Raw genomic sequence first — 13,842 nt, forward strand, 5'->3', positions numbered from 1 at the left:
TAAGAATGCCCAAGATGACTGAACGTGAGCGGCTCGCGAAGATCGAGACCGATCAGCAAAATCTCGCGCGGGAAGCCGAGACGGTGCGACGTGGATTGCGCGCGCATTATGGGAAGCTGGTGACGGAATTGCCGGTGGAACGACTGAGCGAGCGCGAGTTTCGCGATGTGATCGGCCAAGCGATCCGGGTTGGCGGTAGCGCTGCAATTTCCGCGCTGAAGGGGCTGACGGCACAAGGCGTCCAGGCGGAAGCGTCTCCGGGGGCGACCCGTAAGCGTGCAGTCGTTCCCCCGGCTGGCGGCGATGACCCCTCAAAGGTTGTGCATCCTTAGCGGAAAGGGGAGCGACGTTGGCGGGCGGTACGCCCGGCAAAAGGAGCGGCGCGGGGAAAACCGTTCGGGTTTCCCCCGCTCGTGCCAAAGGCACGACAAGGGGCCGGGAGCGGTTGCCCGCCCCGGCCCTTCTCTTGGTGGCTTCCCGATCAGGCTGCTATGACGCGGCGCTTCTTTTTAATCGGCACATCGGGTTCCTGATCTGCCCGCATGAAAACATGGGTGGGGACGCGGTGGCCTTTCTCCGGGTTGAACAGGTCATAGAGGCTCGACTGGATGCCCGACCCTTCGCACAACAGGGCCTCGACCGGCATAAGCTCGGCGATGTCGCGATTGCGCTTGAAGGCTTTCCCGTTGCCGCGTCCATAGAGACCGAAGGCGATACAGATAACGCCCCGCTGTGCGGCCCATGCGGCGGCGGCTGCATCGACTCCGGCGCGCTGCCCGGTGGTGACAAGCACCATGTGCGGAATGCGCGTCCTGATCTGGTCGAGCCGGTTCCAGATGATGCGCCAGTCGTGCCAGTCCTGCGGGCCGGAAACGACGACGACGGGGCCTTGCGGGTCGTATCGGTCGCGCCGCCGTTCGGATCGTGCGCGGAGGAAATCGAGCGCCGAAATCTGGCTGGCGGTGGTGACATGGGACGCGCGCGACCCCTTGGCGGGCGACCATGGGCGACCGGCATAGGCGCGATACATCGCCGCCGCATAGTCGCGCATGGCTTCCATGGCGGCGCGCTGTTCCGCTACCGACTGGCATTCAAGCTGGGTGTCCTCCAGTTCCTTGTTGAACACCTCGCCCGGTTCCAGACGGCGGGCCATGTCGCGGATGGTATCGGCCAGCCTGTCCTCGCGGCCTTCCAGCTTGTTCGCGACAAAGTGGAAGCTGTTGACGAAGCCCCACGCCAGTTCAGGCGCGAGCGGGTCCAGCCTTGTATCGCCTAGCAGGTCGAAAATGGCAGCGATGATGCCGCCGCATTCCGCCTGTGCCGCTAAGGGATCGGGCATGAGAAATTCGCCCGGTTCCTCGTCGGGTTCGATGATGGTGAGGGGTAAGGGATCACCGAACGATGCCACGAAATCGGGTGTGGCGGTGAGTTCGGCATAGAGTTCCGGCAGGTCGGCAAAGCTGCTAACGCTGCGCAAGGCCGTTGGCTTGCTCATGGGTTGGTTCCTTTGGTCGGGTGACGGTTCAGGACCGGGGAAGCGTTCCAGCGCTCCCCCGGCCCGCCTTGGTGCCGCTTAGAAGGGCACCTCATCGTCAAGGCCGCGCCCGTTGCCGGTATATCCGCCGTCCGCCCCTGCGGTGCTGCCGCCGGAGAAACCGCCGCCCGACCGTCCGCCGAAACCGCCCTGCCGCTGGCCGCTGCTCGCGCGATTGCCGAAGCCGCCGCCCTGCGTGTCGCGGTCGCGTTCGCGCCGCCATTGGACATCGAAGCCGTTCGTCTCGTCCCCGAAAAGGGCGATGGGGAGCGGCTCGCGGAAGCTCGGATCGTCGATCATGCCGGTAAGGACAACGCCGTCACCTGATCTCTTGGGACGCTCCCAGACGGCGCCGATCTGGATTTCGTCGCCTGCGCGGTTCGTCTCGAAAATCTCGTAGACGGGGGTGCTGTCGCTTTGCCGATCTTCGATGCGGCGCATGACAAGGTAAGGAAAACGCATCTCACGAGTGGCGATCTTGCCGATAATGTCGTTGACGCGCTCGTCAAATTTGAGGTTACCGATCTTCATGACTTAATCCTTTCTCTTGGGTTTGGACCGCTTGTCTTTCCCGGCCACATCCAAACCCTACTCCCTCCCCTCCATTACTTCCATGTGATTGATTTCTTGACAGATTTTCATCGTACCTGGTGAGCCCGAGCACAATCGGCCGCGTCAGCGGCCCACAAAGGACAAAGACGCACCGGCCGCGTAGCGGTCGGTTCCTTCTGAATGGAAAGGGAGCGTGGGCCGGCTCGATCGTCATCGCACCCGGAGCCGCCCTCGCAGGTCCGAAGGCGCAGGGCGGGGCTCTTGTCCGCAAGAAGCACGGGAGGGGCTCTAGCGAAGCTTGGTGAAAAGGGGCCGGCGCTTCTGTTGAAAACAGACAAACATCGCCGGCCCCTTTTCGCCTAGCGTAGCTTTGCCCCGACGCAATTCTTGCGGACGAAACCCGTCCTGCAACGCACGGATCCTGCGAGGGCGGCGAAGGGGGCGATGCGATCGGGCTGGCTCCACGATCCGCATCGCGCGACTAGCGCGATTCCTTAGGCGAAGCCTGCATTGCGGTGGTCGTGCGGCTGGACTCTCCGGTCGAGAAGGAAGCGCCTCACCTCCCGGGCACACCCGCGGAAGGGATCGTTACCGCGAAGCGGACAAGACCCCGATAGGGGGCTTGGTCGGAGCGTAGCGGAGATAGAGCCCGGTGCCCGCCTCCGGCGGGCATCCGCCCAACCCGGCCACGACTGTCGGCCATTGCGCCCCCCGCTGCGGTCATGTGATCGGTTCAAGGATTTCGCCTCCGCCGCGTCGAATGCCCACACAATCGCTGCAAAGCCTGAGCGACGGCGCCCCGGGCATTGCCTCGGCTGCGTTCACGAGGTGATAGTCGTCGGGCGGATCGAAACCGGGCGGACTCTTCGGGCGCGTTACCGGACAAGGGCGAGCCTCCGCCCGACCGAACGATCGAGCCCTTCGCGCACCTCGCCGGCGAGCGACCCGGCCAACTCGTCGGGAGAGAGGCCGAGCAGGGCGACCACTCGCCGGCGCAACTCGGGGATATATTTGAGGAACTGGCGCTCCTTCGGCCGGTCGGCCAACAACCTTTCGATCGCATCAAGGCTCCAGAGCACCGTGATCCAGCACTCCATGAAGTCGACGGGCATGCCGCTATAGTCCCGTGCCATCATGAGCCGGGTGATCGCCGGCATGCGGCCACAGAAGAAGGCGACAAGGATGCGGACGGTGAAGCGCGGCCAGCTCAGCGTCGCGCTCGAATCGTCTAGGCCGTGAGGGAGGTCGGGGCAGCGGGCCTTGTAGAGGAGGAACAGGATCCAGAAGCGCAGCCGGAGCACATCGCTCGGGCCGAGCGGCTCCTCCTCCCATTCGAGGCCCTCGGCATAGGCGGTGACGTGGCGCTCATAGAGGCGCGCGTCGATCGGGGCGGGATCAACCGGTTCCTCGTCCGGCTGGCGCGGCCGCTCGAAGACGCCACCATTGGCGCCATCGTCGGGATCGCGGTCACCCGCTTCTTCCGTGGGGTCGTCGAAGGTGGGATCATCGTCTTCGGTTGCGGTCGCAGCGGCGGCTCGGCCGGAGAGAAGGTTGAGGAAATCGCGAATGCTGTCGCTGTAGGTTCCTGCGAGGCTGTTCGTGTCCCCGGCACCCGCTCGCCTCCCGCGAGGATGCGTCTGCACGAACTCCTCATAGCTCAACGAGACGGGTGCGTGGGGTTCGCCATCGCGCTTGCGCGGGGTCTTGCGCGCGGAGGCAAGCGAAGGAGGTTGGGTGGTTTGCTCGAAGTCCGCCCGAGCGAGTGTCTCGAAGGCCTGATGCATCCACAGATCGAAGTCGGCCCCGTCGGTGAAAGGCGCGAGCGCCCGGGCGACAGCCCCTGTCGGCATTTCTCTGCGACGGGTGCGTAGCGCGTTGCGGTGCGCGACATGGGCGATAGTCGAGCTGAAGTCGCCGGAAACCAGGCGGGCGAAGCACAATGTCCGTTGGACCTCCGGGTCGACCGATGCCGTTCGCGTGTCACCGGAACGCTGGAAGGAAGCGACGGGGATGGACACGAGCATGTTCGCGGCATTGTCGAGGAGTTGGACATGCCCCTCGTCCACCCCGCCCACCAATGGGCGCCAGCTGAGGACGGCACCGTCGAGTTCGAAGGTGCCGGGCTGGCGCGCCTCGATCGCTTTCAAGGGAATGGGTGTCGATGGGACGCGTGGCGGAAGATCGCCAAGCGCGATGGCGTCGCCATCGAGCCAGCGATCGAGCCCGAGCGCTTCGCGCGCGCCGCCGCGCCGAAGCCTGCGATAGATGCAGGCCTCCGCATTGGAGCCGGTGGCCCCCGCCCGCCCCAGCGCAGGCGTCGTGCAGTTCGCGCTTCCGAACAAGACATGGTCGTGGCGTGCGGTCGAAGCTACGATGATCTTGGCGTGGGTGAAGCGGCGGCTGGACCAGCCAAGCTCGACGATGCGCGGTTTGCTGGCAAACGGCGCGTCGACCGGAAATTCGTGGCTCGTGGCGTCGATCGGAAGGATGATCTGCTTGGGCGCGAGGCGCCGGGAGAGATCGGCAAGGGCGGATAAATCGGTGTCCCAATAGGGACTGATCACCACCAGCGACTGGACTTTCTCGTCACCGACGAAGGAGACGAAGCGATCGCCGATCCCCGTTGCATCAGGCGCGGAGACGAACGCGATTGCCGAACCGTCGTCCAGTTCCTGCAGGAGCAGGCCGGGGGGACCGTCGAGCCAAGCGGCGCGCTCTCCTGCCCAGCGCAGGCCATCTCGCGCAGGCGACGGGGAGGATGGCACGAGTGCGTCGAGATAGCGCCAGATGGATCTGACGATCTCGCGCTCGGGACCGTCTTCGTCGTTGCATTCGATCTCGATCGAGACCTCGGCGTTTCCGGCAAGACCTGCTGCGGTCAGATTGGCGGAACTGACGAAGGCGCGCGCGCTGTTACGGCCAATCTGCAGGATGATCTTGGGGTGGAAAATCCCGTCGGCTGCCGGCGGACTGTGGAGCGCGTAGTCGCGCCCGAGCGCGGTCGGCAGGATCGATCCGTCCGAAAGGGCGAGCGAGGCCATCCGTGCGTCGGTGATGAGGAGGAGGTTCGAGGCGCCGCTTGCCATCAACTGCGGCAGGAGGATTTGCTCGACGGCCGCGAACTCGACGGCAAAACTCGTCGCGATCGCGCTGTGGAAGGGTCGGCCGAGGCGACGGCCGAGACGGTCGGGCAACCTCATCGGGACGTGTCCAGCGCGTCGAGCCCGAGCGCAGTCAGCCCATCCTCGTCGAGGAGATGGATGTCCGCGAGGAACTGGATCGCGGGAGCAAGGCGCGGCGTGGTGGCGACTGGCTGATATCCGGCGAGGAAGAAGTGGCGACCGTCGCGCTGCTCGAACAGGAAGGTATAGTCGCGTTGCCGGCGCAGCTTCTGCATGGCGACCCAGCTATGCCGACGGACGACGCATTCGATCATGTAGTCGGCGATCCGGTCGACTACGCCATCCGTCTCTCGGCTTTCGAGCCAGTCCAGTTCCGTTCGGAGCGATCGTGCCGTGCCGCGGCGCGGCAGGCCGCGTGCGGCTGCCTCGGCAAGATCGGGTCGTGTGCGAAGTCGCTGGTGCAGGGCGGCCATCAGTGTGATGGCAGGAACGGCCTTCTCGGCGGGAGCGATGCGGGCTCCCGTCAGATCATCCCATTGGCCCTGATAGGGAAAGGTCGGCGGGTCGATGCTCTGACGCAGGTCGTGCCAGCTTCGCGCGAACACGCCCTCATCGTGCCCGGCTAAATGGGCGACCACCTCGTTGCGGATGTCGGAGAGGGTCTGGCCCTGCCCGTCCGCATTGATGATCGCGATGGCCCAGGCGAGCAAGGCGGCCGACGCCACCTGCATCAGATCCTGGCATTGATAGGCCTCCCATCTGAGGCGCTGAGCCTCGAGGCGATGGGGCAAGGGATCCTGCGGCGGGTCAAAGAGGTGCCACCGGACGTCTTCGGGGCCCGGCCACTCTTCGATGGCACGCGCCGTATCCAGAATGAGGCTGAGCGTAGCGGCACGGCTCGCCGCGCCCTCTCCGGGAGCATCGGTGCGCGCGAAGAGAAGGACCTCGTAGAAGCGTCGCTCCTCGCCCTCAGGAAGGATTTGGGAGGGCGTGATCGGCTCGAGGCGATCGAGGTCGCGGATGTTGACCCGGGCATCGGCGATCTTCTGGCGCAGGAGCTTTGCGAGATCGGCTCCGATTGCGTCGGCGAACAAACCGGCGGCGCGCCGGCCGAGGTCACGGGTCGCGACCTGTATGCCGTGCCGATTCTCCGTGAAGAGGCCCATTTCGGCCATTTGCGTATAATAAGCGCCGCCGAAGACGCCGAGCGACTGGCGCAGATAGCGTTCCTGCGATGGGTCGGTGGACGCTGCGGCGGCGAAGTCGATGACCCGTTCTTCCGCGGCCAACCGGCGATTCGCCCAGTCGACGCCGCCCACACCGGTCTCGCCGGCGCGCGCCGAGACAAGGGCATAGAGGGCCTCGGCGCGCCGCACCCAGTTGCGCCAGGCCTCGAAATCGCTGGTGGCGCCCCGTCGGGCATAGATCTCGCTGACCCAGCAATAATAGCCGTAATAGCGCATTCGCAGGGTGACGTTGCTGATGCCGGGAAGAAGCGACTGGTAAAGGAGAACCCCGCTATTCTGCATTCCGAGCGGATCGAGCCCGCGCTTGTCGGCCTTTTCGGTCCATTGCGGCAATAGATTCAAACCGCCCCCCAGTGGTTCGCACCGGATGACACCCGACGCCGGCAACAACGTCCCCTTGATATAGACTATCATGGTTCGAAAAAGGGTCTGCATCCCCACTGGCAGGGGATGCGGGTCGGTGATCGAGCGGCCTGGCTTAAAACAACCAGAGTTTGTGAATCAGGACGAAAATGGCCAAGGTTGTTCCAACCGATCCGCACGTGACATGGGGGAAGATTGAAGCGCGTTTCGCTCAACCAAGGGTCGCATGCGACCGGTCTGGATCGCGGGCCGACGTCAATCGAGAGGGACGATATGTCTTTTGATCGAATCGGAAAGCTGGTGACGGAAGAAGGCTTCTTCTTTCAGGCGTGGGATGACCGCTACAGCAAAGGTGTGTGGGCTGCGCTCGGACTATGGGAGAGCCAGGTCGACATCGTGCGCGATCTGTCGAGTGCGGGTGATTTGGATATGATCCCCGCGATGGATTACGTCTTCTCAGCCGATTGGTTGCCGTATGTGACGGGTCGCACCCTCTGCGAAGCGATGCAGATGTTGGAGGAACGCCTGGCGCTCCTTCCTCAAGATCAGCTCAATCGCAACAGTCGCTGGGCTGACCTTGTGTCCAGGGCCATGGAGGCTTTGTCCGACGCAACAAGCGGGCGTTCACGTTATGGCGAAAAGCAGCCCGAACCGCTTGATGATCTTTCGGCAACCTTTGAGTTGGCCGTCGAACGGTTTGAGGCGTCCGATACGGAGCAACCGGCGTGACCAATGACAGGAAGCTTCGGATAGTCGATCCCCCCGGCGCATTCGGCGTCACTTATCCGAAGCTTGACTTTAGGTTGCCATTATGTTCCCTCGCCGTACCAGGGAGCAGATGATGATCCGCGACTTTCTCACCGCCTATGACTTCAACCTGCCGCTCAACGATGCGGCGGTCGATCCGGAATTGCCGCTGGTGCGCCGGCGGCTGGCGAGCCTCGCCTCGAGCGAGGGTCTGGATGGCGGCTATTATGAAGCGCAAGAGCTGGCCGAGGCGTTTCTCGATGCGGCTCGTGAGGCGAATGAGGAAGTCGAGGCTGACGACAGCCCAGCGCGTCTGCGGCTTCGAGGCATCCTTGCGCGCAACCTCGATTATCAGCGCGAGATGTTCGAGGAAGTTTGCGAACTGCCTCTAGCCGACGCGGCCGCGCATCTTTGCTGGCTCACCGAACTCATGAAGCGGCGCGCCGACATGGCGCGGCCGATTGATGATATTCTCGGCCGATAGCTGAAAATAGGGAACCCGGTGATCGGTCGGCCGATCGCCCCACTCCGGCACCGCGCATTGGGATCCCTATACCCGTGGCCCTGGGCGGGTTGGTGATCAGGCATTTCCGATCATCCCCGCCGCACATCGGACGTGGCGCGCTTCATGGGGACCGAGGGCTGCGAGCAGCTCGGCCTCCGCAAGGTCGACCTCGCCTGCGCTGGTGAAGGCTTCGAGGGTATAGGTGCCGCGCGCGAACAATTCGCTGTGGGATGGCACCATGGCGGTATAGTTTCGCGGCCAGCAGCACAGCAGGAGCCAGGGCCAATGCAATGCCTTAGGTTCGTAGCGGGCGAAGACAATATTCTCGGCGCGGAAAGCAGAGGGCCGATGGTTCAGCAACGCGGGAGGGACCAGCGTGGCGCGCGGCTCGCACAGGAACGTTTCGAACTCTTGCTGCTCGTCGAGGCTTTCGAGGATAACCGGATAATATCGATGAAGAGCAAGCCCGCTGCCTGCGAAGCGAGCCGGGATTTCGATCAGGAGGATGTCGGGCAGCGTCGCAAGAGATCGCTGATAATAGAGCCTCCTGGCCGCAAGATCATCGATGAGACGCATGGGAGAGGATAGTTCGCGCATGTGCTCGCCAGTCAAGGACAGTTGAGGACAGGTTGGCGCGATCCTGCGATGTAGCCGGACGCCGAGGTCAATGCTGCAATGTCATTGCGGCGGATCCGCCGGAAGTTCAGCCGGCGAGTCCGGTCGTCGCCAGATGTCTCTCGCGTTTTCGGCGTGGACCGCCGCGAGACCCCGCGCATCGAGTTCGGCCTGAACGCAGCAGATAAGGTCGCCGGTCTCCCCAAAGGCGGGCCGTTCATAGATGTAGAGGTCGAACAACGCCCGGCCATTAGCAAGCGCGTGCCGCTCGCGTATCCGCAACCAGGGATGTGTCGTGTTGAGGTCGGTGTCCTCCCAATCGGGATCGTCGCTGATCGCGAGGACATTGAGGGCCGTTCGTCCAGTGGTGAGATGAAAGCGCTCGGCGATCTCGATCGTGTACCGGGCGGCAACCGTTTCTGTCCGCGCGATCTGCTCGGCGAGATTTCGCAGCCGCCGGATATCATCGGCGGACAGTCGGATGGTTTCGGTCATTTGTCTGCTCTCCTGTCGCGGGCGGTCGATGCTCGCAATGGCTATGCGATGCGTAAGAAGCGTTCGCCGGACGCGGTGAAGCGGTAGCCGTTGGCGTTAATGCTTTCGTCGACCGCTTCGTCGGAACTGAGATATTCATGCTCCGCGTTAAGGCGGCGATAGAGCCAGCAGGCGAGGTCGCGCAGCGCTTCGGCGATCACCTCTTCGGCGTCGGCCGCCACGTCCAGAAAGGTCCCGTCGCGCTCGACCGAAATCGTCATACTGTGTTCGTGATAGTAGCGCCCGTGGTGGGTGACACCCGCGCTGAGCTGATAGAAGTTGCGGCGCTGCACGGTCCGCAGGGAGTCAGCGATAGCATGGAGTTCGGTGTCCAGCGGCGCGTGACTCCGTATGCGGCGGTGGGCGCCCTTCGCATAGGAGTAGAAGCCCTCGAAGCAGGCACCGTCGCCCTGGTTCCAGAAACCGCTGAAGTAGATGCACGGCTGGCGGCGTGTAGCTCCGCCACGGAGGCGCACTATGTCGGTCTTTAGGCTGACACCGAGAATGTCACAGACCCGTTCGAAGTCATCGAATGTGAAGTCGTGCCACTCATAGTCGAGGCCAGTTTCCCGATACCAGCTTCGGGCGTTCACCTTCGCGGCCTCCGGCAGTTCTTCGAGGCGATAGGTCTCGATCTCGATGAGTTCGGGCATGGTCTGGATCCTTCCGGGATACTGCCGAGGCCACGGGAATGCGCTCGGCGGACCGGCGCCACGGGCGTGGAGGCGTGGGTTTTCAGGGGTAGTCCTTCCCTGATAGGCTGCTGTCAGCCGGGGCGGCCGGAAGCCGTGGACGCGGTCATTCCTGATGGTTCGCGATGATCCGGCGCGCGAGTTGCTCGATCTCGTCTCGATCGGCGGTCGTGGTGCAATCGCCGGACAAGATCAGGAGGTCGTCCAATGCCGCGCTGCCCTTGCTGATGAAGACCCGCCAGACATTGCGCCTGATTTCGCCCTGCTCGCGAGGGCTGGTGTCGGGGTGGAACATATCCGCCCACTGACGGCGATCGGGATCATCGGAGATATCGGTCCAGTCGCCGAGCATGGCCCAGACGGCATAGCCATCGATCCGGGCGTGATGCTCGCGGGCAGCGCGGCGCTCGGCCTCCCTTTTGGGCTGCTCTCGCCTGGCCTTGGCCTCGGCCTGCTTCCATTGGACCGAGGCCAGGCCGCGTTCGAGGCCCTGGATGATGTCGGGGGCCACGGCCTCCTGTCGTTTGGGCAGGATAGAATAGTGGCGAGCGGCCTCAAGCTGGTCTGCGCCAGAGCGCGCAAGGCTGAGCAAGGCCTGCAATTCGGTCTTCGTCAGCGTGATCCGAAGTCCGCTGGCCATTGCATGTGTTTTCATGTCCGGCGTTCCTTGTCCCATGGTTTGAGACCTGCGAGCGGCAGCTTGTGCTCGCGCGCGCTGTGATGGCTGCTCTCGGAAAAGAAGCCCCAATGGCCGGTGGATGAGTATCGCAGGAATAGGAGTTTCTCGTCCTCCTCCGTTCGGATCCACATGCCCGGCTTTATCGGATATTGATCGGCACCATTCATTGGATTGCCTCGAAACGATCGGTGATGGGGGCGCCGGCGTCGGTCTCAGCGCCGTGCCGGAACAGGTGCCGCGGCCGTGATCTACGGTGACGGCGGGCACGGCCATTGAGGCGTGCTGGCACGCGACGGGTCGGCCTTCGGCTTCAATGGTCGGATTGCCCTACTGCGGGGCCTGCGGGTCACGAGGCGCTGCCGTCGTATCGGCGAGCGGGGGCTGAACGGTGTTGGGTGCGCAGGGCTGCCAGTCGCATAAGGAATCGCTTTCGGCCTCACAAGCCTGGCAGATCGTGCAATCATAGACGCCGGAGAGCACCCATTGCTGGGTCGCGCAGTCCCATTCCGCCGAAGCGTCGCGGACCAGCTCGGTGCTGCCGCAGCGATGGCATTTCGGTTCGACGCGCGGTCGCGCCTCGAGCGCGTTCAGGGCCGAGCGGTAGCCGTCGGTGGCGACGGCCATGCCAACGGCATTGACGGCGATCGCGCACCGACGGCGTGCGTCCGCGGTTTCGAAGTCCGCGCCGTTGTCGGTCATGATCTCATGATAGCCGCGCGCAAGGGTTTTGGCATCGCCGAGCAGGATGTCGGCGAATCGCCTGAAGATGACTGATACGCATTGTCGGGTCTCCCTTAGGCTATTGGAGGAATCCGGTATTCGGTGACGGTGTCCCAGAGCGGAGGTCGGGGACGAACCAGTCTGGTTTCACCGGGTGGCACGTCGCGTTCAGGCGACGCGCAGGACCAGATCTTCGTCACTGGCCGGAAGCGTCTCCGTTACCCGGAACGGCTGGATCGGATTGCGGGTTCGGATCACGAACTGGTTGCGGCCGGTGGCGGTCCGGCGCTGGATCGCACAGGCATATGCGTGCGGAAAGCCTGCCAGACGGGCCCTGGCCGGAGACAGAGGGGCCATGATGTTCTCCATGTGGATTGGTGGTGCGGAAGCGCCGCGTCCCGTCGAGCGGGCGCGGCTGATGGTGGAGCCAGACCTATTCCGGCGGACTTCCCCTTTCATCGCAGACAAGCGGCCGTCCGATGGCGTCGATGACGATGCGTGCCGATCTGGTCCAACCGGCCTGGTCAAGGACATCGGCGGCCTCGATCCTGGCGGTATCGAGTTCACGATGGGTGGAAGCGAGCGCCAGTCGTTTGAGCGCCCGAAGCGCCATGGTGATCTCGATCATGAGGATATCGCTTCGACGGTGATGCGGAACGCGGCGCCGTCGTCCAGCACAAGGTAGATTTGCGTCCCCGATTCGACGTCGCAGCTGGCGATGCTGTCGATGTTCGCGCTGGTGCCATGAGCCTGTGAGATCACATGCGGTGGCCGGTCGACGGCGCAATCGCCGCTTTCGTCGCATTTGGCGATATGGGTTTCGAGCAGTTCGCAGATCATTGCGGCGATCGTGCAGGCTCGGGTCGGCTTGTCGCTCGCGCGCACGATCGTATCGAAAGCGTCATGCAGGATTGGCGTTAGCGCGTCATTGATGCGGACAAGCAGGTCCGACCGGTCGGTATCGCCCAACTCGGTCAGCCATCGGTCGGGAATGAGATTGTTGACGGCATGGGTGGCGTCGTCGACCAGGGCATCGAATTGATCGTCGATCATGGGCGGATTCCTCGAAAGGTATGGCCCGCGGGGCGCGTCGCGCCGGCACGGTCAAAGCGGGTTGGGTAAGGGCTGTTCGGCGGCGGCGCGCACGGGCGGTGTGTTGTCCGCCAATCTGAGCGGACTCGCGACGGCACGCCCGGCGATCGGCTGACCCTCGTGGTCAGGGACGATTCATCCATCTGGCGTGAAAGTAGACCCGCACAGGCAGGTGCCGGGCCGCCGCCGTCACGGCGTCTTCAAGCTCCACGCGCCATGCGACCGGGATCTCGACGATGAAGTTGGTGCCGCGAAGGCCGGCGTCGGGCTCGATCGTGATCGGCGCTGCCCCGGTCCAGGCTTCGGCCGGTATCGTCGCGCTCCATCCGCGTTCGGTTTCATCAGGACCGGACCGCACGATCACATGGCGTCCTGCGAGGCTCAAAAGCGATATCGCGTCATCATTTCCGGGACGGGACAGGGATTCGCGCCACCCGATCGCATCCAGTGCGAGCAAGTCCCGCGGGCTCTCGATCCCCGAGCCGTTGTCATAGACGGAGAGAACCGGACGCCCCTCATAGTCGAACGTCTCGACATGAATCTCATAGGCGTCAGCTCGGTGTGCGACGCGGAGCAGTTCGTCCAGGATTTCGGTGAGCGACCCGCAACATCGGTTGGCCGGTCTCGCCCGGGACTGGCTGTCGGCGATGCGGATCGTAGTGGAAAATGGCATGAGAACCTCCTGGTAGGCAGCGAATTCCTCGTCGCAACCATCCCCCGCCCCCTTCCCTCCACGGGCGTCTTTGATCCGCCGTGGCATCGGTCACCGGGCCAACGACGTCATGGCCGGTCGGTCGTCCGGCTGCGAACGCGTTCGGCCCACGCCTGCGGATTGTTATGATGGTCGAGGAACTCGTGCGACCATTGAAAGACGGTTTGCGTATCCGGCTCGACCGTTTCGAGTGCATCTCCATAGTCGGGGTGGTGCGCGCCCTTGGCGCAGTTCCGCATGAAGATAAGGGCGCCTGCGCACATGGCGCGTGCGTCGGTGCCGTCTCCAGGAATGGTCTTGTGGCAAGGCAGCGGCGGGCCATCGAACTGGATCTGCTGCGTGAAGTCCTCGGGCCGATAGCCGCCAAGCCATCCGGCAGGATGGTTGCGGCGCCACGGGCACTCATCACAGGGTCGATTGAGGACGGGTTTCATGAACGTGGACCCTCCACCTTGGCGGAGCTGTCCTCGATCAGGATTCCCGGCGGGCTTTCGCCGGGGTCGAAGATCATGCGCAGGCAATCGCCGATGTCCGGCTGTTCGCGAGTGCCGCAGAGGGATACGAACTCGGCAAGAAGCTCGCTGGCAAGGCGCGTCGGCTGTGCCTCGTCATGGATCTTGTGGTCGAGATGCGCGAGGGCATATGCGTTGTGAGCGTGATCCCACATGGCCTGTGCATCGAGAACCTCGACATAGAGCGTCACGCTGGCGCTGGTCATGTCCGCCATG

18 protein-coding genes are annotated in these 13,842 nt (G+C 63.9%); 3 read left to right on the forward strand and 15 right to left on the reverse strand.

Annotated elements, in window-relative coordinates:
* Positions 1–5 precede the first annotated feature (5 nt).
* Complete coding sequence (locus PX554_RS18920; RefSeq protein WP_275504032.1) at positions 6–332, forward strand: hypothetical protein; 327 nt, start codon at positions 6–8, stop codon at positions 330–332.
* Positions 333–481: 149 nt separating this feature from the next.
* Here the strand turns inward: PX554_RS18920 and PX554_RS18925 are convergent, their stop codons facing one another.
* The 4 genes from PX554_RS18925 to PX554_RS18940 form a co-directional block, all read right to left on the reverse strand.
* Positions 482–1,495, reverse strand: a complete 1,014-nt coding sequence (locus PX554_RS18925) for a DUF2493 domain-containing protein (protein ID WP_275504033.1) — start codon at positions 1,493–1,495, stop codon at positions 482–484.
* Between the two features lie 78 nt (positions 1,496–1,573).
* On the reverse strand, positions 1,574–2,065 hold the full coding sequence (locus PX554_RS18930; protein ID WP_275504034.1) for a DUF736 domain-containing protein: 492 nt from the start codon (positions 2,063–2,065) through the stop codon (positions 1,574–1,576).
* 896 nt (positions 2,066–2,961) lie between these two features.
* Entirely contained in the window at positions 2,962–5,286 is a 2,325-nt protein-coding gene (locus tag PX554_RS18935; protein ID WP_275504035.1) for a phospholipase D-like domain-containing protein, read from the reverse strand.
* A complete protein-coding gene (locus PX554_RS18940) occupies positions 5,283–6,890 on the reverse strand; it encodes a hypothetical protein (protein ID WP_275504036.1) in 1,608 nt (535 codons plus the stop codon). The genes PX554_RS18935 and PX554_RS18940 overlap by 4 nt, the downstream gene beginning before the upstream one ends.
* A 123-nt stretch (positions 6,891–7,013) precedes the next feature.
* Between PX554_RS18940 and PX554_RS18945 the strand changes: the two genes are divergently transcribed.
* Complete coding sequence (locus PX554_RS18945; protein WP_275504037.1) at positions 7,014–7,547, forward strand: hypothetical protein; 534 nt, start codon at positions 7,014–7,016, stop codon at positions 7,545–7,547.
* Positions 7,548–7,659: 112 nt separating this feature from the next.
* Complete coding sequence (locus tag PX554_RS18950) at positions 7,660–8,049, forward strand: hypothetical protein (protein ID WP_275504038.1); 390 nt, start codon at positions 7,660–7,662, stop codon at positions 8,047–8,049.
* 96 nt (positions 8,050–8,145) lie between these two features.
* On the opposite strand, the gene PX554_RS18955 is transcribed toward PX554_RS18950, so the two are convergent.
* From PX554_RS18955 to PX554_RS19005, 11 genes are all read right to left on the reverse strand, one after another.
* The gene (locus PX554_RS18955; RefSeq protein ID WP_275504039.1) at positions 8,146–8,646 is read right to left on the reverse strand and encodes a hypothetical protein; all 501 of its coding nucleotides are present in this window, start codon (positions 8,644–8,646) and stop codon (positions 8,146–8,148) included.
* Between the two features lie 102 nt (positions 8,647–8,748).
* Positions 8,749–9,180, reverse strand: a complete 432-nt coding sequence (locus tag PX554_RS18960) for a hypothetical protein (RefSeq protein ID WP_275504040.1) — start codon at positions 9,178–9,180, stop codon at positions 8,749–8,751.
* Between the two features lie 41 nt (positions 9,181–9,221).
* Positions 9,222–9,872, reverse strand: a complete 651-nt coding sequence (locus PX554_RS18965) for an antitoxin of toxin-antitoxin stability system (protein ID WP_275504042.1) — start codon at positions 9,870–9,872, stop codon at positions 9,222–9,224.
* A gap of 145 nt (positions 9,873–10,017) precedes the next feature.
* Positions 10,018–10,587 carry a hypothetical protein gene (locus tag PX554_RS18970; RefSeq protein ID WP_275504043.1) on the reverse strand — a complete coding sequence of 190 codons (570 nt, stop codon included), beginning with the start codon at positions 10,585–10,587 and terminating at the stop codon, positions 10,018–10,020.
* A gap of 330 nt (positions 10,588–10,917) precedes the next feature.
* Positions 10,918–11,289: a hypothetical protein gene (locus tag PX554_RS18975; RefSeq protein ID WP_275504044.1), complete on the reverse strand. Its 372-nt coding sequence runs from the start codon at positions 11,287–11,289 to the stop codon at positions 10,918–10,920.
* A 189-nt stretch (positions 11,290–11,478) separates the two neighbouring features.
* Positions 11,479–11,667, reverse strand: a complete 189-nt coding sequence (locus PX554_RS18980; protein ID WP_275504045.1) for a hypothetical protein — start codon at positions 11,665–11,667, stop codon at positions 11,479–11,481.
* Between the two features lie 76 nt (positions 11,668–11,743).
* Entirely contained in the window at positions 11,744–11,938 is a 195-nt protein-coding gene (locus PX554_RS18985; protein ID WP_275504046.1) for a hypothetical protein, read from the reverse strand.
* On the reverse strand, positions 11,935–12,363 hold the full coding sequence (locus tag PX554_RS18990; protein WP_275504047.1) for a hypothetical protein: 429 nt from the start codon (positions 12,361–12,363) through the stop codon (positions 11,935–11,937). The genes PX554_RS18985 and PX554_RS18990 overlap by 4 nt, the downstream gene beginning before the upstream one ends.
* 163 nt (positions 12,364–12,526) lie before the next feature.
* The gene (locus PX554_RS18995; protein ID WP_275504048.1) at positions 12,527–13,162 is read right to left on the reverse strand and encodes an ATP-binding protein; all 636 of its coding nucleotides are present in this window, start codon (positions 13,160–13,162) and stop codon (positions 12,527–12,529) included.
* 20 nt (positions 13,163–13,182) lie between these two features.
* Positions 13,183–13,548, reverse strand: coding sequence for a hypothetical protein (locus PX554_RS19000; protein WP_275504049.1), 366 nt, complete (start codon positions 13,546–13,548; stop codon positions 13,183–13,185).
* Entirely contained in the window at positions 13,545–13,841 is a 297-nt protein-coding gene (locus PX554_RS19005; protein ID WP_275504051.1) for a hypothetical protein, read from the reverse strand. Before PX554_RS19005 ends, PX554_RS19000 begins: the two co-directional genes overlap by 4 nt.
* Position 13,842: the final 1 nt, after the last annotated feature.

The sequence above is a fragment of the Sphingomonas pollutisoli genome, assembly GCF_029167165.1.
Classification (GTDB): Bacteria; Pseudomonadota; Alphaproteobacteria; order Sphingomonadales; family Sphingomonadaceae; genus Sphingomonas; species Sphingomonas pollutisoli.